The organism is Reyranella sp. (assembly GCF_004297265.1).
Taxonomy (GTDB): Bacteria; Pseudomonadota; Alphaproteobacteria; order Reyranellales; family Reyranellaceae; genus Reyranella.
Genome location: NZ_SCUT01000025.1, coordinates 152,182 through 171,269, shown reverse-complemented (window position 1 = coordinate 171,269; position 19,088 = coordinate 152,182). Strand labels below are relative to the sequence as shown.

Here is a 19,088-nt window from a genome sequence, read left to right as displayed (position 1 = left end):
GCATCCTATCCCAATTCAGGACCCGCAAGGGCGAAGACATGCGAGGGATCGTCCAGTCCCTTCGCGGTGCCCAGGGTCATCCGCATGTAGCCGCGCGGCGAGGTCGCGCCCTGCTCCTGGAGCCAGGCGCGGACGGCCTGGTGCGCCTCCGGCACGTCGATGATGAACGGCCCTGGAGCGGCAGCCGCCGCGCGCGAGATCAGCGACAGGGCGATGGGCTCGCGATCCGCGACCACGGGCCCGAGCGACGTCGCCGTGCGGCCTTCGCGGCCCAGCACGAAGCCCACGATCTTGTCGCCCATGTCTTCGGCCAGCCAGGCCCGGCCCGGCTGACGCAAGGCCAGATGCATCAGGATCGACGGACGCTCCATGCCGGTCAGCGGCCGGTCGTAGACGGCGAGCCGCGGCAGGTCGGCCGGGGTGATCGGCCGGACCGTGACGCCGGCCGGCGGCGCCACCGCTTCGCTCTTCAGACCGTCGAAATGCCAGCGTGCGATCGGGTAGAGGTCACGAAAGCCCAGCGGCAGATAGATCGGCCGCCCCTGCTCCGTCGCGTCGAGGCCCGCAACCGCATCGGCGGCTCGCACCTCATCGATGCAACGCTTCAGCAGGCCGGTCCCGACACCGCCCCGACGGCGCTCCTTCGTCACCAGCACCATGCTGATCCAGGCGAGTTTCTGGCCGAGCGGCAGGATCAGGGAACTCGCCTGCCACGTCCCGTCGGGCGCCGTGCAGCCGAAGCCGCGTCCGGCGCCCAGCATGAACCGCCAGTCGGCGACATTCTGGTTCCAGCCCGCCTCGATCGACAGCGGCCATACCTCGTCGCACTGCTCGGGATCGATCGGCCGGACGTCCGGCAAATCAGTACTTGCCATCGCGTACCTCGTAGTGCGTGGGCTTGTTCAGGGTCTCCATGTCGCGCTCGAGCCAATCGGTCGTCCATTCGATCATCTTCGAGAGCGGCACGCTGGGCGGTCCGAATTCCTTCTCCATGCGGCTCGCATTGTTCAGCCAGCCGGTCGGCGCTTCCTTGCCGGTGAGCGTCGGCGTCCTGCCCAGCAGCTTGCCGAATTCCGCGGCCAGTTTGCGGATCTCGATGGTCTCCAGCCCCGTGACGTTGATCGGCGTCGTGGGCGTCGTCGCGCGCGCCAGGCAGCGCAACGCGACCGAGTTGGCATCGCCCTGCCAGATCACGTTGACATGGCCCATCGACAGGTCGATCGGCTCGCCGTCCCTCACCTTGCGTCCGACGTCGTGCAAGACGCCGTAGCGCATGTCGATCGCGTAATTGAGTCGGAACAGCCGGCCGGGCGTGCCGTGACGCGCCGAGAAATACTCGAACATGCGCTCACGCCCGACGCAGGAGTTCGCATAGTCGCCTGAGGGCGGCACCGGCGGGACGTCTTCCGTGGCACCGCCGCTGTCGACCGGCACGAACGGATAGACGCATCCCGTCGAGAAGGCGACGATACGCGACTCCTTGAAGACTTCGGCGACCATCGCCGGAACCTGCACGTTCATCGCCCAGGTGAGCGGCACGTCGCCCGTCGCGCCGAACTTGCGCCCCGCCATGAACACGACGTTGGCGGCCTTCGGCAGCTTCTCCAGCGCCGAGCGATCCAGCAGGTCGGCCGAGATCGGCTCCACGCCGGACTTCTCCAGCGCTTCCTTCACACCAGGCTCGCTGAAACGCGCCACGCCCATCACGCGCTTGATCGGCGCCGCGCGCTTGGCCATGCGCGCCAAGGTCGGCCCCATCTTGCCGCCGACGCCCAGCACCAGGATATCGCCCGGCGTCGCCGCGAGGTCGGCCACGAGCTCGGCGGACGGGGCGGTCATGAAGTCCTCGACGGCTTCGACGCTCTCGAAGCGGGCCGGCAGGTTGGCACTCATTTCTTGCCTCCAGGATGGGCCGGGACCAGGCGTTCGCGCGGTGCGGCGGGCATCGACCTGAGCACCGCAAAATCGAGATCGACGCCGACCGCAAAACCCGCGCAGCTCAGCGAGCCCAATGCCAGCGCTCCGTCACGCACCTTCAGACGTGCCGGCTTGCCCGGCTGCCGGTCGTAGAGATCGGGATGTGCCGCCACGAAAGCGTTCTGCTCGGCATCCGAAGCCGACGACATGCCATCGATGAAGTGGTGGGCATTGCGCTCGACATGGGTGAGGCCCAGCAGCGAGACCAGGGCCAGGTCCTGCTGGACGCTGACGCCGGGCTGCGTGGTGAGATCCTCGGCCGACATGAAGTATCCCGGGCCGAGCTTCGCGACGCGGGCGGCATTCAGGATCGATTTGTAGAAGCCCTTGCAATTCTTGCTCGAAACGCCGGCATAGCCGAGCTTCAGCGCTTCGGGGAAGGTCGACAGCTCGCCGTCTGACTCGTCGATGATGACGGGGCGATACTTCGCCAGCGCCGTCACCGGCCGGCTGAGCGCCGCCTGCCGCTTGATCGGCTGCTCGATGAACAGTGTCGCCTCGACCATCTTGGCAAGGGCCGGCGTCTCCTCGACCTTGCGCCAGAGTTCGACGATGCCGTCGACATCGTCATACTGCTCGTTGCCGTCGAACGTGACCTTGTAGTCGCCGGCGCCGGCATCCAGCACCGAGGCGATGCGCGTCAGCCGGTCGAGGTCGGCCTTGATGTCGCCGCCCACCTTCAGCTTGTAGTAGCGGCCGCGATAATACGAGACGACCTCTTCGAGCGTTTCCGGCAGCCCGTCGTTCACGCGCTCCGAGGCTGGCCGTTCCGCGGTCGTCAGCGGATCGACCAGACCCACCGTATGGCGAAGATCGATCGACGGGCGCGGCTTCAAGGCCGCCAGGAAGCCCGCGAGATGTCCTGCCTCGATGTCGGGCGTCAGATCTGTCGCCGCGATGCCCGGCACATTGGCGGCGATCATCTGCGCGAAGGATTGTCCCGTCGCCTTGCCCACCGCGTCGATGATCGCGCGGTCGAGCAGCGCCGGCCCGTACGAGGCAACCAGCGGATTGAGGCCGAGTTCGGCGCCGCCTGCGATCTGCTGGCGATAGCTGCCGGCATAGAGACCGAACGGCGTGTCGAAGCCGCGCGCGGTGTAGTGGTCGATGGCGAGTTGCAGCGCCTGCCGAAGCTGGTCGAGATTCTGCGCGTCGGAGAAATCCGGGCTCTTCTCGAACCATTTGGCGCCGAGCGCCTCGGCGGCGACGCCCTCGCTCCTGCGGCCGTCCTCGAGTGCGATGCGCACGCGGATGATCGCCTGGATGCCCTGCGTCACGGTGATGACGCCGAAGCGGAACGGCAGGCGCAGGCGGTGGTCGCGCTCGAAGCGGTCGACCGCCTCAACCTTCACTTTCATACGGTTTGCTCCAGCAGACCTTGGACGTAGCCGATCATGCGCGCCGCGCAGGTCGGACCGTCGGGCTCGTAGATAAAGGGTTCCATGGCGACCCAGCCATCATAACCCGTGTCGCGCAGCGCCTCGACCACGGGCGCGAACTTGTCCGCTCCCTCGCCCGGCCCACGCTTGTTGCGATCGTTGAACTGAACATGCGCCATCAGCCCCGTCGGCATCCAGCGGCGGATGGCGTCGGCAACCGGCTCCTTCTCTTCCAGGCTGGACGCCAGCGTGTCGACCATCAGCCGGAAGGCCGGACTGCCGATCCGCCGCACGACGACTTCGGCCTCGCCGAGCGTGTTGACGAAGTTGCAATCCGGTCGGGCGAGCGGCTCCAGACAATAGACCACGCCCGCCTTCTCCGCGGAGACCGCAGCGGTCGCCCAGGCTTCCTCGACCCGCTTGGCATCGTCCGGCTGTGCGACGCGCCTCTGACCGGGCGAACCATGGACCAGATAGGTGCCGCCCAGTTCGGCGCAAAGTTCGATCGATGACAGCATCACGTCGACACTGCGCTGCCATACCGTCCGATCGTCGGTGGCGATCGAGAGGCTGGCAGGCGCGGCCAGCAGCCAATGGAGACCACTCACCTCGATGCCCGCTTCGCTGCAGGCCCGGCGGACCTCGGCGCGCCGCGAGGCTGGCATGCGCCATGCATCGTCTCCCAAGGTAAAGGGCGCGACTTCGAGGCCCTTGTAGCCGAGCGCCGCCGCCAGAGCGCATTGGCGCTCGAAGGGAAGCTCGCGGATGACCTCGTTGCAGAGTGATAGCTTCACGGACGAACCTCGCCTTGACGGGCAAATGCGCGTTCGCCAGTCTCATCGCATGGGGGCACATGATATCAGCGGGACGAAAGCGATGAACAGTTTCATCGCTGCAAGCGCATGACGAAATTCGGCACCTTGGCCAACCGTTACTGGCCGACTCTCGCCCTCTTCGCTTTCCTGCTCGCCAGTTGGCAGGCCGCCGTCACCTTCGGCAACATCCGCGAGTATCTCCTACCCGCCCCGCTGTCGGTCTGGAACGCGCTATGGCACGGCGACACCGCCTGGGCCGGTCATCTCTGGACCACGACGCTGGAGATCATCGGCGCGTTCCTGATGGCCGCTGTGGTCGGCGTGGCGCTGGGTGTCGCCATCGCCTGGTCGCCCATCCTCGCCAACGCCCTCGTGCCGTTCCTGGTGTTCGTGAATACATTGCCCAAGGTGGCGATCGCACCGCTGTTCCTGATCTGGATGGGCTACGGCATCTTCCCCAACATGCTGATGGGCGCGCTGATCGGCTTCTTCCCGGTGGTCATCAACACAGCCGTCGGCCTGTCCCAGGTCGAGCCCGACATGCTCGACCTCGGGCGCGTCTTCAACGCGCCGAAATGGAAGATCTTCGTCAAGATCCGCATCCCCAATGCGCTCCCCTATATCCTGAGCGCGCTGAAGATCACGGCGACCGCCGCGGTGGTGGGTGCGATCGTCGGCGAGTTCGTCGCCTCCCAGCGCGGCCTGGGCTACGTCATCGTCACCACCCAGAGCAGCATGAACACCTCCGTGGCGTTCGCAGCCCTGGTCTGGATTTCCGTCGTGGGCCTCGTGCTCTACGGCGCTGTCGTATTGCTGGCGCACCTCTGGGCCCCCTGGGCCGAGGGCGTCGACTGAGATCGGGGAAGGGATAAAGGGAGACCGTCATGACTCGCACACTGTCGCTTGCGCTGGCCGCGTTGCTGGCCACGTCCGGCGCCGCCTCGGCGCAGGAGAAGTTCACTTTCGCACTCAACTGGTTCGCGGTCGGCGACCACGCCGCCTACTGGGTGGCCCTCGACAAGGGCTATTACAAGGCCAAGGGCCTCGACGTGACCCTGGAGAACTCCAAGGGATCGGGCGACTCGATCGCCAAGGTCGACACCGGCCGCGCCGATGCCGGACTCGCCGACGCCGCCGTCGTCATCGCCTCGGTCGGCCGTGGCACGACGGTGAAGACGGTCGGCATGGTGTTCGACAAGACGCCGCTCAACATCTTCAGCCTCAAGGAGAAGCCGCTCGCCAAGCCCAAGGACCTGGAAGGCAAGACCCTCGCGGCCCCTCCGGGCGATTCGCAGCGCCAGATGTTCCCCGCCTTCGCCAAGGTGAACGGCATCGACCCGGCCAAGGTCTCCTGGGTGAACATCGAGCCCGCCGCCAAGATCGCCGCCGTGGCCGAGAAGCGCGTCGACGGCGTCGGCGACTACAGCACCGGCCTGCCGCTCTACGAGAAGGCCGCCGGCAAGGGCAATGTCGTCATGATGCCGTGGGCCGATTTCGGCTTCGACATGTACTCCATGTCGATCATCGCCAGCGCCAAGACGATGAAGGACAGGCCCAAAGCCCTGAAGGACTTCCTCGAAGCCTCCTACATGGGCTGGCGCGACGTCATGGCCGACCCGAAGGCCGCCATGGAAATCCTGAAGAAGCGCGTGCCCGAGGTCGACGTCGAGGTGATGACGCCCAACATGATGATCGGCCTCGGCCTGATGAAGACCGACCGCTACGCCAAGAACGGCATCGGCTGGATCGACGAGAAGAAGATGTGCGACTCGGTCGATCTGGTGAACACCTACATGGGCCTGCCGAAGAAGGTCGAGTGCAAGGACGTCTACTCGACCGAGTTCTTCACCAAGGTCGCGATGCCGAACTGATCCGGGCAGTCGCGTCGCGTGACAAAGGGACTGATCGACCTCGACCGGGTCGGCATGACGTATCAGGCGGCGAGCGGCCCGGTCGAGGCGCTCGCCGGTATTTCCGCGTCCATCGGCGCCGGCGAGTTCGTCTCGCTGGTGGGACCGAGCGGCTGCGGGAAGTCGACCCTGCTGCGCATCGTGGCCGGGCTGCGTCCGGCCACGACCGGCACCATCACGGTCGCCGGCCGCACGGTGACCCAGCCGATCCCGGATATCGGCATGGTGTTCCAGGCACCGATCCTGCTGAAGTGGCGCTCGATCCTGGAGAACGTGCTGCTGCCGGCCGAACTGGCCGGCAAAGATCCTGGCAAACTGCGGCCGCGCGCCGAGCAGCTCCTCGACATGGCCGGCCTCGGCGGCTTCGGCGCCAAACTTCCGCGCGAACTGTCCGGCGGCATGCAGCAGCGCGCCGCGCTCTGCCGCGCCCTGCTGCTCGACCCGCCCCTCCTGCTGATGGACGAGCCGTTCGGCGCGCTCGACGCCATGACGCGGGACGACATGGCGCTCGAACTGCTGCGGATCTGGGGCGAGAAGGACCTCGCCCGCGAGGCCCGCAAGACGGTCCTGTTCGTGACGCATTCCATCCCGGAGGCGGTCTTCCTCTCCGATCGCGTGATCGTCATGTCGGCCCGCCCGGGCCGCATCGCGGCGGACTTCCGCATCGACCTGCCGCGCCCTCGCACCGTGGAACTGCGGGCCTCCGAGGCCTTTGGCAAGCTGAACCTCGAGATTTTCCGAGCCCTGACGGGCAAGACCATCGTGGGCACGGCCCTTTAGGGCGTTGGCGTCGCCCGCCCTGCCTGATAAGACGCGGGCGAAATAGCCAGGAGCAGACATGGCCAACGCCGCCACCCCCCTCAAGAGCGCCGCCAAGGGCATCAGCGCCGACGCCAGGCCCTTCGACTGGGAAGACCCGTTCTTCCTCGACGACCAGCTGACCGAGGACGAGATCGCCATCCGCGACGTCGCGCGCGATTATTGCCAGGACAAGCTGATGTCGCGCGTCCTGATGGCCAACCGGCACGAGAAGTTCGACCGCGAGATCATGAACGAGTTCGGCGCGCTCGGCCTGCTGGGCTCGACCATCCCCGAGAAGTACGGCTGCGCCGGCGCCAACTACACGAGCTACGGCCTGGTCGCCCGTGAAGTCGAGCGCGTCGACTCCGGTTACCGCTCGGCCATGAGCGTCCAGTCGTCGCTGGTCATGCATCCGATCTACGCCTACGGCAGCGAAGAGCAGCGCATGAAGTACCTGCCCAAGCTCGCGACCGGCGAGTGGGTCGGCTGCTTCGGCCTCACCGAGCCCGACCACGGCTCGGATCCCGGCAGCATGAAGACCCGCGCCACGACCGTGCCGGGCGGCTTCAGCCTCTCCGGTTCCAAGATGTGGATCACCAATTCGCCGATCGCCGACGTGCTGGTGATCTGGGCCAAGCTCGACGGCGGCGCGATCCGCGGCTTCATCCTGGAGCGCGGCTGGAAGGGCATCGAGACGCCGAAGATCGAGGGCAAGTTCAGCCTGCGCGCCTCAGTAACGGGCGCAATCATGCTCGACGAGGTGTTCGTACCGGTCGAGAACCTGATGCCCAACGTCGCCGGCCTCGGCGGCCCGTTCGGCTGCCTCAACAATGCCCGCTATGGCATCGCCTGGGGCGCCATGGGTGCGGCGGAGTTCTGCTGGAAGCAGGCGCGCAACTATACGATGGAGCGCAAGCAGTTCGGCCGGCCTCTCGCCGCCAACCAGCTCATCCAGAAGAAGCTCGCCGATATGCAGACTGAGATTGCGCTGGGCCTCCAGGCCTGCGTGCGGGTCGGCCGCCTCAAGGACAAGGGCCATGCCCAGCCCGAGATGATCTCGCTGATCAAGCGCAACAACTGCGGCAAGGCGCTCGACATCGCCCGCGTTGCCCGCGACATGCACGGCGGCAACGGCGTCTCGGACGAGTATCATGTGATCCGTCACGCGATGAACCTCGAGGCGGTGAACACCTACGAGGGCACGCATGACGTCCATGCGCTGATCCTCGGACGTGCGATGACCGGCATCCAGGCGTTCAGCTCGGGAGCCTGATCGGCGTGCCGCTGCCACCCCCCGGCGACATCGCGATCGTCGTCGCCGGGGCGCTGGCGGCTGGCTTCGTCAACGGATTGAGCGGCACCGGCTACGCGCTGGTGGCGCTGGGCTTCTGGCTGCAGGCCATGTCGCCGCTCACGGCCGCCCCCCTCACCGCCCTGTGCGGCGTCGCCGGCCACATCCAGTCCCTGCCCCGAATCTGGAGCGGCGTGCGTTGGTCGCGCCTGTGGCCGATGCTGTCAGCCGGCATCGTCGGCGTGCCGCTGGGCACGCTCCTGCTCAATCATCTGGAACCGCGGCCCCTCAAGGCTGGTGTCGGTCTCCTCCTGGTCGTCTACAGCGCCTGGATGGCCATCGTGCGCCGCCCGCCGATCGTCACGGGCGGCGGTCGTCCGGCCGACGCCGCGGTGGGCCTGATCGGAGGCGTGCTGGGCGGCATGGCGAGCCTCAGCGGCCCAGCGCCGGCGATCTGGGCGCAGCTGCGCGGCTTCGGCAAGGACGAGCAGCGCGGCGTCAATCAACCCTTCAACATGAGCGTGCTGTTCCTGGCCCTCATCTCGGCCGGCATCGCGGGCTTCCTCGACCGGACGTTCCTGATCTGGGCGGCCATCACCATACCGACGACGCTGATCGGTGCGCGCATCGGCCTGGCTCTCTACAGCCGCATCAACGACACCCAGTTCCGCCGGGTACTGCTGGCGTTGCTCATGCTGTCCGGCCTGACGCTCGTGGCGACAAGCCTGTTCTAACCTCGACCTCGTGCGAGGCCGCCCAGGTCACAGCGGGGTCGGGTCGAGGAACCGCTTCAGGACGTTTGCGGTGAGCTGGCTCACATTGTTCCTGTAGCCCGCGTGAGACAGGGCACAGACCCAGGCGATCGACCCGGTCGAGAAGACCGCGCCGCCATTGGCCGTCGGGAAATAGACCAGATCGGCCCGAACCTGCGCATTCTGGTCACCCATCACGCCGCGATGAAGCGTGCGGATCTCCTCCGGTGCGGGGGTACCGCCATAGCCGAGACGGTCCGCCGTCGCGAGCCATACGGTGCCGGGGGGTGACCCCAGCGAGAAGTCGACGCGATCGATCTCGACTCCGGCGGCGCCGTTGCCGCGCAGGCCGAAATCGCCCAGCGGCGTGGCAAGATCGATCCCTTTGGTCAGCCACGACAGTGAGGGATCCTTCGCGCCATCGAGCCAGCGGTAGGGCGAGGAATGGGTGAAGACCTGACCATCGAAACCGACACCGACCAATCGCTGCGGCGGACGCCCGTTGCTGCGCCAGGTCGAGGACGGCTCGCCGGTGAAGGCCAGCGCGGTCTCGCCCGCCTCTCCTTCCCAGGTGCGCAGCCCGGTCATGCCGCGGCGCATCTCGATCGTGTGCGGCACCGTCGGATGATAGGCGATGCGCCAGTAGAAGCCGTTGCCGCCGAGATACATGTGACGCCCACCGCTGCGCTGGTAGGCGTCGAAGGCGTCCCAGACCTCGCGGCTGATATATTCCGGGTGCGACCCCGTGACGACGCAGGTGTACGGCGCCAATACCTGGACACCGTGGCGATGGATGTCGTCGTCCGTGATGACGTCGTAGTCCTGCCCCATCTCCTCGAGCCAGTCGATGAAGTGCGTGTCGTTGCCGTAGTTGAACACGTTGCCGCGCGGCCGCATGTTGAGAATGGGTCGTCGCGCGCTGCTGATGCTCCAGCCGCTGCCGTCGGCATGCGTATCGTAGGTCGAGAGGCCGACCTCGCGATGTTCCTGGATGTAGACATCGTCCCGCGACAGCGTCAGCACACCCTCCAGCATCGCCTCGGCATGGACCTGGTCGAGCCGCAGCGCGCTGTTGGCATAGGCGAGAAAGGTGCCGGTGCTGGCCACGAAGGCGAGATTCGAACGAGGCTTGCCCAGTTCGGCGCGCACGAAGAACGCGACGAAACTCTCGACTGGCTCGTCACCCCCGTCTGTACGCAGCCGCAGCGCATAGAAACCGCTGCGCCACTCCTGCGGGACGGTGAAGCGCACAGTGGGCTCCCACTCCGCGTCGGCCATGTCGTCGCTGTGGAAATGGATGGCGCCATACTGTTCGGGGCAATCGGTCCAGCGGTCCGTGCTACCGTCCCAGTTGGCTCCGGTCATGCCCCGCGTCGGCATCTGACGCAGCCTGCCGTGGAGGTGATGGGCCGAAAGGTCGATGACCCTCTCGCTGGCCATCTCTCGCGAGAAATCCCACGCAGCGACCAGTCGTGCGTCGGCCATCGGAAAGGTCACGCTTTCGCAAAGCCGGTGCAGCCCGTCGATCGGCTGCACGCTGGCATGGAGCCGAGGCCGGTCAATCTTGCCGTCGTAGAAGCCGTCGAACAGATCGCCGCCGCCATCGCTGGCGTGGGCCGCGATCACCAGGGGCACGGCGGCAGGCCATTCCAGACCCGTCGGCCCGTCCGCCTCGACGCTCTCTGAACGGTCCCGGCCGGCCTGCGCGTCGGCGCTGCGGACCATCACCGCAAGGCGGCCGGCGTCGGCATCCCAGCGCGCCCCCGCCAGCACCCACTCGCGCGACAACAGTGCCGCGCTGGTCGCAGTCCGCCACGTCCGGCCACCGGCCGCCACGACGAACTCCAGGTGGCCCTCGGCGTCGAGGCCGAGTCGCCAGCCCTCCTGCGTATCCGCCCTCCAGCGCGACAGTATCGTCTGCGCGCGGTCTCCGGGCATCGTCGGCCACAGGAAGGCGCCGACGGTGAACGACTGGAAGGATGTGAGCGCAGGCCCGTCGGCGACGATAGCGCACGAGCCCGGCCGGATGACCTGGTGGACGAGAGGCACGGTGCGCTCGAACGGTGCGTCCATCTCGTGAACCCGGATTCCGGGGCCCGCAGGATCCGGATCGCCGCAGCGCACGCGCACCAGGGCGGCATCGGCCTTCGATACGGAGGGGCTGGAGAGATGGAACGCTACTTCTTCGCCGGGCGAGACCACCATCGGCCACGCATATCCAAGAACGGAGGTCGTATCGGTCATGCCAGTTTTTCACTCAGGTGCGGCGGCAGGGTCCGGCCAGTGATGGCCTCCCAGCGCAACTTGAAGACCTCCCATTCCGCCTCGGCGATGGAGGTGAAGACGTGATTGCGCATGAGCTCGATTGGCCTGCCCCGCTGGCGCGGGAGGCGCCCGAGCATCCATTCCTTGCCCGGCTGCGTGACGATCAGCACATAACGGCCGGGCTGGTCGGGATCGCCCGCCCAGCGCAGGCGATGCAGCAGCTTCTGGAGCTCATCGCCATGCGGTCCGCGCGGTTGCCGCCGGAATTCCTCCACCAGGTCGAGCCGGTCGGGATCGATCGGCCAGTGCGCGGCCTCGGGATAGGTGACGAGCACGGGCGACCTACTTGGTGAGCCAGCTGATCCAACGCTCGCGCAGCTTGGCGCGATCGGCGGCGATCCACGCATAGTCGGCGATGACCAGCTTGTCGTAGTTCGCGGGATAACTGGGCCGGAAGCGCCGCTCCTCGGCCGGCACCTTGGCGGCCGCTTCCTTGTTGTTCGAGTCGAAGCTCACCTCGTTGCTGAACGGCAGGTGTTCCGACGGGTCCTGTACGAAGAAATCGAGGAACTTGATGGCGTTCGCCGTATTCGGTCCGCCCTTCAGCACCGCCCAGTTGCCGGTGTCGCGGATGGCGCCGTTCCAGGTGAAATCGAACTCGCCGCTCTTGGCGAGCGGGACGGCACGGCTTGAATAGAGCATGCTCATGACGGCGTCGCCGCCGCGCAGGATCTGCATGGAATTGTCACCGCTCTTCCACCAGGCCGCGACGTCCTTCTTGATCGTGTCGAGCTTGCGGTAGGCTCGGTCCACGTCCATCGGGAACAGCTTGTCGCGCGGCACGCCGTCGGCCATCAGGGCGGCCAGCGGCACCCACCAGTCGCGGTCCCCGGTGTCGGGCAGCGAGCGCGGACCGGGAAACTTGGCCACGTCGAAGAAATCGGCCCAGGATTGCGGCCCGCCCGCCGGGAAGGCCTTCTTGCTCCAGGTCAGCGCCATGCCGCCCACCGTCCGGATGATTCCGCTCGGCATGCAGCTGCCGGGCAGCGCATTGGCAACGATGCCGGGCATTGCGGCGCAGTCGAGCGGCTGCAGGAGGTTCGCATGCTGGATCAGGTCGGGCGGCGTGGCGGTCACCACGTCGAACGGCACGTTGCCGCTGCGCGCCCCTGCGATCGCGCGCGCCCACTGGTCGGGAAGCTCGATGGCGATGGCGCGAACCTTGATGCCTGTCTGGGCTTCGAAGCGCTTGTAGAAGTGGGCCTGCAGGCTGTTCGTCATCAGGCCGCCGGTGGTGGCGATGATCACCTCGCCGCCGGCGGCCCGTGCCGTCGAGATGAAGGGAAAGGACGCGGTAGCCCCGAGGATCGTGCGGCGTGTCAATTTCATGCTGCTCTCCTGTTCAATTCCCGGAAGTCGGCCTGCGCGCGCCAGGCGAGGCCTGCCGGCCGCGGCCGGCGAAATGACCGGCGACCAGCGCCAGTACGGTAAGCCCGGTCAGGACCGTGGCAACGGCGGCCAGGGTCGGCGAAACATTGTAGTCGATGTCCTCGAACATCTTGCGCGGCAGCGAGCGATGATCGAGGTCGGAAATGAAGAACGAGATCACCGGCTCGTCGAACGAGATGATGAAGGCGAAGAGCGCTGCCGAGACGATGCCGGGCAGTATCTGGGGCAGCGTGACCCAGGTGAAGGCCTGCAGCGGGCTGGCGCCGCACGACAGCGCCGCGCGTTCGAGATCGGCGTCGTAGCGATGCAGCGACGCCAGGATCGTGAACACGACGAACGGCATCGCGAGCGCGGTATGGGCGGCAACGAAGCCAAGCGTCGTACCGGTGAGTTTCAGCCCGTCGAACACCAGGTAGGTGGCGATGGCGATCGCTATGTTGGGCACGATCACCGGCCCCACCACCAGCAGCTCGAACACAGGCTTGCCGGGAAGCCGGCCGCGCACCAGGGCCAGCGAGACGAGCGCGCCGACGACGGTTGCGACGATCGATGTCAGCACCGCGATGCGCAGGCTGAAGAAGGTGGCGTCCAGCCAGTCCCGGTCCGAGAAATAGGCCGAGTACCATTCGAGCGTGAAGCCCGAGGGTGGGAACTTGAGATAGCGATCGGGGCCGAACGACATCGGTACGATCAGCGCCGTCGGCACAAGCAGGAAGATGGCCACACCGTAGGCGAAGGCGTTTGCCGCCAGCCGTCCCGCCGTCAGTTCCGACCGCCTCCTCATGCCTGCCCCACGAACCGGTCCAGCCGGATGACGCGATGGAAGACGATCATCAGGCCGAGCACGGCGAGCAGGAGAACACCGATGATGGCGCCGGCGAAGGGCCAGTTGAGCAGTTCCGTGACCTGCTGCTGGACGAGCGTGGCCAGCATCATCTGCTGCGGCCCGCCGATCAGCGCGGGCGTGACGAAGAAGCCCAGCGCCAGCAGGAACACCATCACGCACCCGGACGTGATGCCGGGCATCGACAGCGGCAGGGTGACGTGGCGGAACACGGCGAAGCCGTTGGCGCCCAGCATCCTGGCGGCACGCGCATAGTCGTCCGGTATGGCGCGCAGGGTGGCATAGAGCGGCAGCACCACGAACGGCAGAAGCACATGGCTCATCGCCAGCACGACGGCCCCCTCGGTGCGCAGGAGCTGCATGGGCGCGTCCACGATGCCCAGGCCGGTCAGCAGGTCGTTGACCACGCCGTTGCGCTGCAGCAGCACGAGCCAGGCATAGGTGCGCACCAGCACCGACGTCCAAAGCGGCAGCAGGACGGCGACCAGCAGCAGGTTGAGCATCAGCCCGCGCGTGCGCGCCATCATGGCCGCCAGGGGATATCCCAGCAGCAGGCTGATCAATGTCACCAGCGCCGATATCCGTATCGTGCGGTACATCACCCGGAGATAGACCGGCTCGTCGAACACCCGGCGATAGTGCTCGACCGTGAAGGACGGCACGAACAGGCTCTCGCGCAGAAGCATGCCCAGCGGCAGCAGGAACGCGAGCATGAGGACCAGCAGGAACGGCGTCGCGAGCAACAGGCTCGCCGCAGGACTGTAGGTCCGGCCCCCCAGCATGAAACGGGACGGCCGGGCCTTCATGCGGCGTATGCGCGGGCGTGTCGCGTCTGCCAGCCCAAGGTGAAGGGCGTGCCCGGCGCCGGCTCGCCGAGCGCACCGTCGGGGCCGACCCGGACGCGCAGCGTCGGCCCCTTGCTACGCAGCAGAAGCGTCGTGATGCTGCCGGCATAGATGGCCTCTTCGACCGAGGCCTGCACACCGGCACCGTCCTTACTCAGACGGATATTCTCGGGGCGGATCGCCACCTTGACCTTCTGCCCGCCCCGAATGGCGTCTGCGGCCGTGACGGTGGCGCGCTCCCCTCCCTCGAGGGTGACGCCGAGCTCGCTTCCGGCCACGGCGTCGCCCGAAGCGACGGCCGGCCAGAAATTGGTCTCGCCGATGAATCCTGCGACGAAGGCGGAGGTGGGCTGCTCGTAGAGTGCCTTGGGCGTGTCGAGCTGCTGCAGCTTGCCGAGATCGAGCACGGCGATGCGGTCTGCCATGGTGAGGGCCTCGGTCTGGTCGTGCGTGACGAAGATCACCGTCACGCCCAGCTCGCGCTGCAGATGCTTGATCTCGATCTGCATTTCCTCCCGCAGATTCTTGTCGAGCGCGGAGAGCGGTTCGTCCATCAGCAGCACTTCGGGATTGTACACGACGGCCCTCGCCATCGCGACGCGCTGCTGCTGGCCGCCCGACAACTGCGCAGGCTTGCGCTCACCGTAGCCTTCGAGGCGCACCGTCCGGAGCGCCACGCGCGCCCGTTCCTCGCGCTCGGCCCGGCCGATCTTCCGCATGCGGAGCGGAAACGCGATGTTGTCGAGTACGGTCATGTGCGGAAACAGGGTGTAGCGCTGGAACACCATCCCGAGGTTGCGCTTGTGGGACGGCGTCCAGGTCACGTCCTGCCCGCCGATCTCGATGCGGCCGAAGTCGGGAAAGTCGAAGCCCGCGATATTCATCAGGACCGTCGTCTTGCCCGAGCCGGACGGTCCCAGCAGGGCAAGGAATTCTCCGGTGCGGACACCGAACGTCACCCCGTCCACGGCGGCGACATCGCCGTAGCGCTTTACCAGCTCGTGAACGCCGACATGCTCGCCATTTCCGGTGCCTGTACGCAACTCTGCCCCGCCTGCTGCCGCACGCATCCTAATGAGCGGCCAACGTCGCGCACAACCTCATATTTGCAGGGCAGGCTGGCCGGGTTCGTCGAGCGCTCGAGATCCCGACAGGCCGGCGGCCTGATATCGGCGGGCGTCGCCGGCTAACCCACCAGAACCTTCAGGCAGCCACTCTCGGCCAGCAGCTGTTCGAGGCCGGCCGCCTGCTTAGCCACCTCATATTTGCGCCGGATCTCGGCCAGGGACCGCGCGTGATACTTCTGCGGCTCCTGCGTCCACGCCGCGCCGCCGAGGCTCAGGGTGAAGCTCTTGTCGCCGTGTGCGATCGCGGCCGCGTTGGCCGCCGACCAGGGCAGGAACAGCGCGCCGACCTCCTCGCGCAGAAGCGGCATCAGCGTCGGCGCGAGCCCCGCCAGTGTTTCGAAATTGCCTTCGAGCCGCGGCAAGAGCATGCGCTGGATCCAGGCCATCACGTTCGGCGCCGAAGCCCGCATGATCGCGCCCGGCGTGGGATCGGTCGCCGCTTCATAGAGCTGCGCCCACAGGCCGAAATCGGCCATCGCGGGCCGCCCGCCCAGCAGGTAAGGCCGCGACGCGAGGTGTGCCTCGATCAGGGCCAGCGCCCTGGCGAACGAGGCCTCGATCAGCGGCTCCGTCTTGTCGTTGGAGCCGACGAATCCCAGCCGGCCCATCATGCGCTCGGCCACGGCCGCGCGGGCCTGCGCCACGGCAAGCGTTCCCTGCGCGCCCATCATCTGCTGCGCGATGCGCTCGGCCGTGGACCAGACGTCGGGCTGGTAGCGCCAACGATAGTGGAACATCCACTTGTTGCCCCACTCGTCGCCATACTCTTCGAGAAGCGCGGAGAGGAAGGCCAGCACGGGATCCGCGGGCGTTACGGACGGTTCGGGATGGGACGCCTCGAAGCGTTCGAGGATTGGAGTCGAATCCTGGATGCCCTCGCCCTCCGGCGTCACGACCAGCGGCACGAGCGGCAGCTTGGCGTACTTCTGGAACTCCGACTGAACCGCCGGCGACCTCGGGATCCACTCGTGATCCAGGTTCTTGTAGCGGAAGAAGGACCGCACCTTCACCGAATAGGGCGACAGTTCGGAGCCGTAAATCCTGTAGGTCACGGCTCCCTCAGATCCAGCGCTTGCGCTTCAGCCACAGGAAGATGGAGGTCACGATGACGACGACCATCACCCAGAAGAAATCATAGCCGTGCTTCCAACCCAGCTCGGGCATGTTGCCGCTGTCGCGGTCGAAGTTCATGCCGTAGATGCCCGCGAGGAAACTCAGCGGCATGAAGAACACAGTGATCACCGCCATGGTCTTCATCACCTCGGACATCCGGTTGGACGAGTCCATGAGATAGACTTCCATCAGGCCGTTGGCCATTTCGCGGTAGCTCTCGACCAGGTCGAGCACGGCGACCGCATGGTCGAAGCAGTCGCGCAAATAGGTGCGGGTCTCCGGCATGATGAAGGGCACGTCCGGCCGCATCACCGCCAGCACCGTCTCGCGCTCGGCCCACTGGATCCGATGGAAGGCGACGAGCGCCCGCCGGGCCTGATGGATATGCGCCAGCGTGTCCTTGGTCGGGTGGTCGAGCGCCTCCTCCTCCAGCTCCTCGAGATGGGTCGACAGGGCCTCGATCAGCGGGAACTTGCGGTCGACCACGAGATCGATGAGCGCATAGACGAGATAGTCGATGCCGAACATGCGCAGCCGAGAGCCCGCGGTCTGCAGACGGTCGCGCACCGGCTTGAAGATGTCGGCCTTCAGGTCGTGGAAGGAGATGACGTAGTTGTCGCCGAAGAAGATGCTGACCTGCTGACCCTTCAGGACGCAGTCTTCATAAGCCGGGTCGTTCAGGACGAGGAAGCCCTGGCCCTCGTAGAGATCGAGCTTGCTGCGCTGGTTGGAGTGGAACACGTCCTCGAGCGCCAGCGGATGCAGGTTGAACGCCATGCCGAGATTGCGCAGCATCTCGGAGCTCGGGCGGCCGCTCACATCGATCCAGGTATGACCGGGCGTGCCGAGATGGAAGCGGCACTGGTCCACTTCCACCTCATGCAGGACTTCGACTTCCTCCTGTGTGTATTCGACCAGGGTGAAATCGAGCGCTTCGTCCGGAACCGGCGCGCGCCCGGTCAGCGTGCCGGGAGCCGTACCGGGCTTGGTGTGGCGGCGGAAGAAGCCCTCCATGCGCTCACTCATCCTCGAGTCGTTCAGACTTCTTCCATCACCTGGACGTCGGGACGGCCGGCGAGATAGTCGCCGAGCTTGCGGCCGAGTTCCTTGAAGTGCGGCGCGGCCCGATGGGCCTCCAGCGCCGCCTGGTCCTCGTAGCGCTCCAGCATGACATAGACGTTAACGTCGGCCGTCTTGTGCAGCGCATAGAGCTTGTTGCCCGGCTCGTCGGCATGGACCTTGGCCTGAAGCGCCTTCATGGTCGCCTCGAAGTCGCCGTTGGTACCGGGCTTGATGGTCAGTTTCGCGATGACGCCGATCATACTCTCTCCTCCTGCCGTCTCTGTTGCGGCCGCTTCTTCACAAGATACTTGTGCTCGCCATCGCACACCAGTTCACCCTTCTGGTTGTGGATCGTGAGCTTCAGCACGGCGACCCCGGTCGTGCGTCCAGGCTTCAGCTCGGTCACCTGCAGCATCGGATAGAGCGTGTCGCCGACATAGACCGGCTTCAGGAACCGCGAAGACTGTTCGAGGAATCCGACCAGCGATTCGCCCACGAAATGCGGGAAGATGCCGCCGCCGGCCGCGCCCTGGATCGCGACCTGCAGTCCATGGGCCAGCATATCCCTGTGCCCCAGGGCCTTGCAGTACTCGCGATCGTAGTGGATTGGATGATTGTCGCCGCTGGCGAGCTGGAAGGCGGAGAACAGCGCTTCGGTCTGGGTGCGCGAGTTGATGTAGAACTTCTGGCCGACCTCGAGATCCTCGAACCAGTGGGCCGGTCCGAAGCGATGCTCGGCCGGGTCGAATGGCTTCTCCGTCATGCCTAGGCCGCCTTGGCCTTGCGGGCCATCCCGTCAAACAGGTCGAGCATGCGCTCACGCCACGCATGGACCGGATCGTCCTTCTCCAGCAGCTCGAGCGGGCTGACCGTGCGTGGCCACATGAAGGTGCCGGCAAGGATGTAGTCCGGATACGCCGCCTCGGCGCCCGACAGGAATTTCTGCTCGCGCAGCGCCCGGCGCGCCGGCTCGAGCGCGGCGCGGAAGGCCGCCAGCCCTTTTTCGCGCGCCTTCATCTGGAACGAGGAGAAATCCGTCGTGCCCAGCCGCTTCCCGCGCGACTCGGCGAAATAGGGCTTGTCCTCTGCCCGCACGCGATCATAGAGGTCGCCGACGATCAGCGGGAAAACCCCGGCATTGACCACCGTGTCCGTCCAGCCGTTGATGAAGCGCGCGTAGGAGCGGCCCATCTCGCTCTTCAGCAGCAGCTTCTCGGGATACATATCGTCCAGATAGACGGCGATGGCCCAGCTGTCCTTGACCGGCTTCTCACCGTCCTTGATCACCGGCACGGTCTTGGAATCGGCGAAGGCGATCTTCTCCTTCTCCGTGAAGCCCATCGGCACGCTGGCAAAGTCGAGTCCCTTGTGCGCCAGCGAGAATTTGGTCCGCCAGCAGAACGGGCTGGGACGCCGATCGTCCTCGAACGCCAGGTCGTAGAGCGTGATCATGCGGGC

General features: G+C 66.4%; 20 protein-coding genes. 5 read left to right on the top strand and 15 right to left on the bottom strand.

The window, feature by feature from the left end; genetic code table 11:
- Positions 1–5 precede the first annotated feature (5 nt).
- The 4 genes from EPO41_RS11485 to EPO41_RS11470 are packed head-to-tail and all read right to left on the bottom strand — an operon-like array spanning position 6 to position 4,150.
- Positions 6–875 (bottom strand): hypothetical protein, encoded by an 870-nt coding sequence (locus EPO41_RS11485; protein WP_296324903.1) that lies wholly within the window; start codon positions 873–875, stop codon positions 6–8.
- Positions 862–1,893 (bottom strand): NAD(P)-dependent oxidoreductase, encoded by a 1,032-nt coding sequence (locus EPO41_RS11480; RefSeq protein WP_296324898.1) that lies wholly within the window; start codon positions 1,891–1,893, stop codon positions 862–864. Before EPO41_RS11480 ends, EPO41_RS11485 begins: the two co-directional genes overlap by 14 nt.
- Entirely contained in the window at positions 1,890–3,335 is a 1,446-nt protein-coding gene (locus EPO41_RS11475; RefSeq protein WP_296324897.1) for a mandelate racemase, read from the bottom strand. The genes EPO41_RS11480 and EPO41_RS11475 overlap by 4 nt, the downstream gene beginning before the upstream one ends.
- On the bottom strand, positions 3,332–4,150 hold the full coding sequence (locus EPO41_RS11470; protein ID WP_296324894.1) for a sugar phosphate isomerase/epimerase family protein: 819 nt from the start codon (positions 4,148–4,150) through the stop codon (positions 3,332–3,334). The genes EPO41_RS11475 and EPO41_RS11470 overlap by 4 nt, the downstream gene beginning before the upstream one ends.
- 108 nt (positions 4,151–4,258) lie before the next feature.
- Between EPO41_RS11470 and EPO41_RS11465 the strand changes: the two genes are divergently transcribed.
- From EPO41_RS11465 to EPO41_RS11445, 5 genes are read left to right on the top strand one after another with little or no spacing between them, the layout of a single operon-like run.
- Complete coding sequence (locus EPO41_RS11465) at positions 4,259–5,026, top strand: ABC transporter permease (protein WP_296324891.1); 768 nt, start codon at positions 4,259–4,261, stop codon at positions 5,024–5,026.
- A gap of 29 nt (positions 5,027–5,055) precedes the next feature.
- Complete coding sequence (locus EPO41_RS11460) at positions 5,056–6,042, top strand: ABC transporter substrate-binding protein (protein ID WP_296324888.1); 987 nt, start codon at positions 5,056–5,058, stop codon at positions 6,040–6,042.
- An 18-nt stretch (positions 6,043–6,060) separates the two neighbouring features.
- The gene (locus EPO41_RS11455) at positions 6,061–6,861 is read left to right on the top strand and encodes an ABC transporter ATP-binding protein (protein ID WP_296324885.1); all 801 of its coding nucleotides are present in this window, start codon (positions 6,061–6,063) and stop codon (positions 6,859–6,861) included.
- 58 nt (positions 6,862–6,919) lie between these two features.
- Positions 6,920–8,155: an acyl-CoA dehydrogenase gene (locus EPO41_RS11450; RefSeq protein WP_296324882.1), complete on the top strand. Its 1,236-nt coding sequence runs from the start codon at positions 6,920–6,922 to the stop codon at positions 8,153–8,155.
- 5 nt (positions 8,156–8,160) lie between these two features.
- Positions 8,161–8,907, top strand: a complete 747-nt coding sequence (locus tag EPO41_RS11445; protein WP_296324876.1) for a sulfite exporter TauE/SafE family protein — start codon at positions 8,161–8,163, stop codon at positions 8,905–8,907.
- A gap of 27 nt (positions 8,908–8,934) precedes the next feature.
- Here EPO41_RS11445 and EPO41_RS11440 read toward each other — a convergent pair whose 3' ends face one another.
- The 11 genes from EPO41_RS11440 to EPO41_RS11390 form a co-directional block, all read right to left on the bottom strand.
- Positions 8,935–11,169 (bottom strand): N,N-dimethylformamidase beta subunit family domain-containing protein, encoded by a 2,235-nt coding sequence (locus EPO41_RS11440; RefSeq protein ID WP_296324874.1) that lies wholly within the window; start codon positions 11,167–11,169, stop codon positions 8,935–8,937.
- Positions 11,166–11,525 (bottom strand): hypothetical protein, encoded by a 360-nt coding sequence (locus EPO41_RS11435; protein WP_296324872.1) that lies wholly within the window; start codon positions 11,523–11,525, stop codon positions 11,166–11,168. Before EPO41_RS11435 ends, EPO41_RS11440 begins: the two co-directional genes overlap by 4 nt.
- 7 nt (positions 11,526–11,532) lie before the next feature.
- Positions 11,533–12,579, bottom strand: a complete 1,047-nt coding sequence (locus tag EPO41_RS11430) for an extracellular solute-binding protein (RefSeq protein ID WP_296324870.1) — start codon at positions 12,577–12,579, stop codon at positions 11,533–11,535.
- A gap of 13 nt (positions 12,580–12,592) precedes the next feature.
- Positions 12,593–13,423: an ABC transporter permease gene (locus tag EPO41_RS11425; RefSeq protein WP_296324869.1), complete on the bottom strand. Its 831-nt coding sequence runs from the start codon at positions 13,421–13,423 to the stop codon at positions 12,593–12,595.
- The gene (locus EPO41_RS11420; protein ID WP_296324868.1) at positions 13,420–14,289 is read right to left on the bottom strand and encodes an ABC transporter permease; all 870 of its coding nucleotides are present in this window, start codon (positions 14,287–14,289) and stop codon (positions 13,420–13,422) included. Before EPO41_RS11420 ends, EPO41_RS11425 begins: the two co-directional genes overlap by 4 nt.
- Positions 14,286–15,371, bottom strand: a complete 1,086-nt coding sequence (locus EPO41_RS11415) for an ABC transporter ATP-binding protein (protein WP_296324865.1) — start codon at positions 15,369–15,371, stop codon at positions 14,286–14,288. The genes EPO41_RS11420 and EPO41_RS11415 overlap by 4 nt, the downstream gene beginning before the upstream one ends.
- A 143-nt stretch (positions 15,372–15,514) precedes the next feature.
- Entirely contained in the window at positions 15,515–16,507 is a 993-nt protein-coding gene (locus tag EPO41_RS11410) for a glutathione S-transferase family protein (protein ID WP_296324861.1), read from the bottom strand.
- Between the two features lie 7 nt (positions 16,508–16,514).
- Complete coding sequence (gene corA, locus EPO41_RS11405) at positions 16,515–17,594, bottom strand: magnesium/cobalt transporter CorA (protein ID WP_296324859.1); 1,080 nt, start codon at positions 17,592–17,594, stop codon at positions 16,515–16,517.
- An 11-nt stretch (positions 17,595–17,605) separates the two neighbouring features.
- Positions 17,606–17,890 carry a putative quinol monooxygenase gene (locus tag EPO41_RS11400; protein ID WP_296324857.1) on the bottom strand — a complete coding sequence of 95 codons (285 nt, stop codon included), beginning with the start codon at positions 17,888–17,890 and terminating at the stop codon, positions 17,606–17,608.
- A complete protein-coding gene (locus EPO41_RS11395) occupies positions 17,887–18,393 on the bottom strand; it encodes a MaoC family dehydratase (RefSeq protein WP_296324855.1) in 507 nt (168 codons plus the stop codon). Before EPO41_RS11395 ends, EPO41_RS11400 begins: the two co-directional genes overlap by 4 nt.
- A gap of 2 nt (positions 18,394–18,395) precedes the next feature.
- On the bottom strand, positions 18,396–19,082 hold the full coding sequence (locus tag EPO41_RS11390) for a glutathione S-transferase N-terminal domain-containing protein (RefSeq protein WP_296324854.1): 687 nt from the start codon (positions 19,080–19,082) through the stop codon (positions 18,396–18,398).
- Positions 19,083–19,088: the final 6 nt, after the last annotated feature.

What these genes read in the sequence shown, in the direction of transcription:
- EPO41_RS11430 (WP_296324870.1), bottom strand. Translation starts at nt 12,579, where the DNA reads ATGAAATTGACACGCCGCACGATCCTCGGGGCTACCGCGTCCTTTCCC.
- EPO41_RS11400 (WP_296324857.1), bottom strand. Translation starts at nt 17,890, where the DNA reads ATGATCGGCGTCATCGCGAAACTGACCATCAAGCCCGGTACCAACGGC.
- EPO41_RS11390 (WP_296324854.1), bottom strand. Translation starts at nt 19,082, where the DNA reads ATGATCACGCTCTACGACCTGGCGTTCGAGGACGATCGGCGTCCCAGC.
- EPO41_RS11460 (WP_296324888.1), top strand. Translation starts at nt 5,056, where the DNA reads ATGACTCGCACACTGTCGCTTGCGCTGGCCGCGTTGCTGGCCACGTCC.
- EPO41_RS11450 (WP_296324882.1), top strand. Translation starts at nt 6,920, where the DNA reads ATGGCCAACGCCGCCACCCCCCTCAAGAGCGCCGCCAAGGGCATCAGC.
- EPO41_RS11475 (WP_296324897.1), bottom strand. Translation starts at nt 3,335, where the DNA reads ATGAAAGTGAAGGTTGAGGCGGTCGACCGCTTCGAGCGCGACCACCGC.
- EPO41_RS11440 (WP_296324874.1), bottom strand. Translation starts at nt 11,169, where the DNA reads ATGACCGATACGACCTCCGTTCTTGGATATGCGTGGCCGATGGTGGTC.
- corA (WP_296324859.1), bottom strand. Translation starts at nt 17,594, where the DNA reads ATGAGTGAGCGCATGGAGGGCTTCTTCCGCCGCCACACCAAGCCCGGT.
- EPO41_RS11420 (WP_296324868.1), bottom strand. Translation starts at nt 14,289, where the DNA reads ATGAAGGCCCGGCCGTCCCGTTTCATGCTGGGGGGCCGGACCTACAGT.
- EPO41_RS11480 (WP_296324898.1), bottom strand. Translation starts at nt 1,893, where the DNA reads ATGAGTGCCAACCTGCCGGCCCGCTTCGAGAGCGTCGAAGCCGTCGAG.
- EPO41_RS11395 (WP_296324855.1), bottom strand. Translation starts at nt 18,393, where the DNA reads ATGACGGAGAAGCCATTCGACCCGGCCGAGCATCGCTTCGGACCGGCC.
- EPO41_RS11485 (WP_296324903.1), bottom strand. Translation starts at nt 875, where the DNA reads ATGGCAAGTACTGATTTGCCGGACGTCCGGCCGATCGATCCCGAGCAG.
- EPO41_RS11425 (WP_296324869.1), bottom strand. Translation starts at nt 13,423, where the DNA reads ATGAGGAGGCGGTCGGAACTGACGGCGGGACGGCTGGCGGCAAACGCC.
- EPO41_RS11465 (WP_296324891.1), top strand. Translation starts at nt 4,259, where the DNA reads ATGACGAAATTCGGCACCTTGGCCAACCGTTACTGGCCGACTCTCGCC.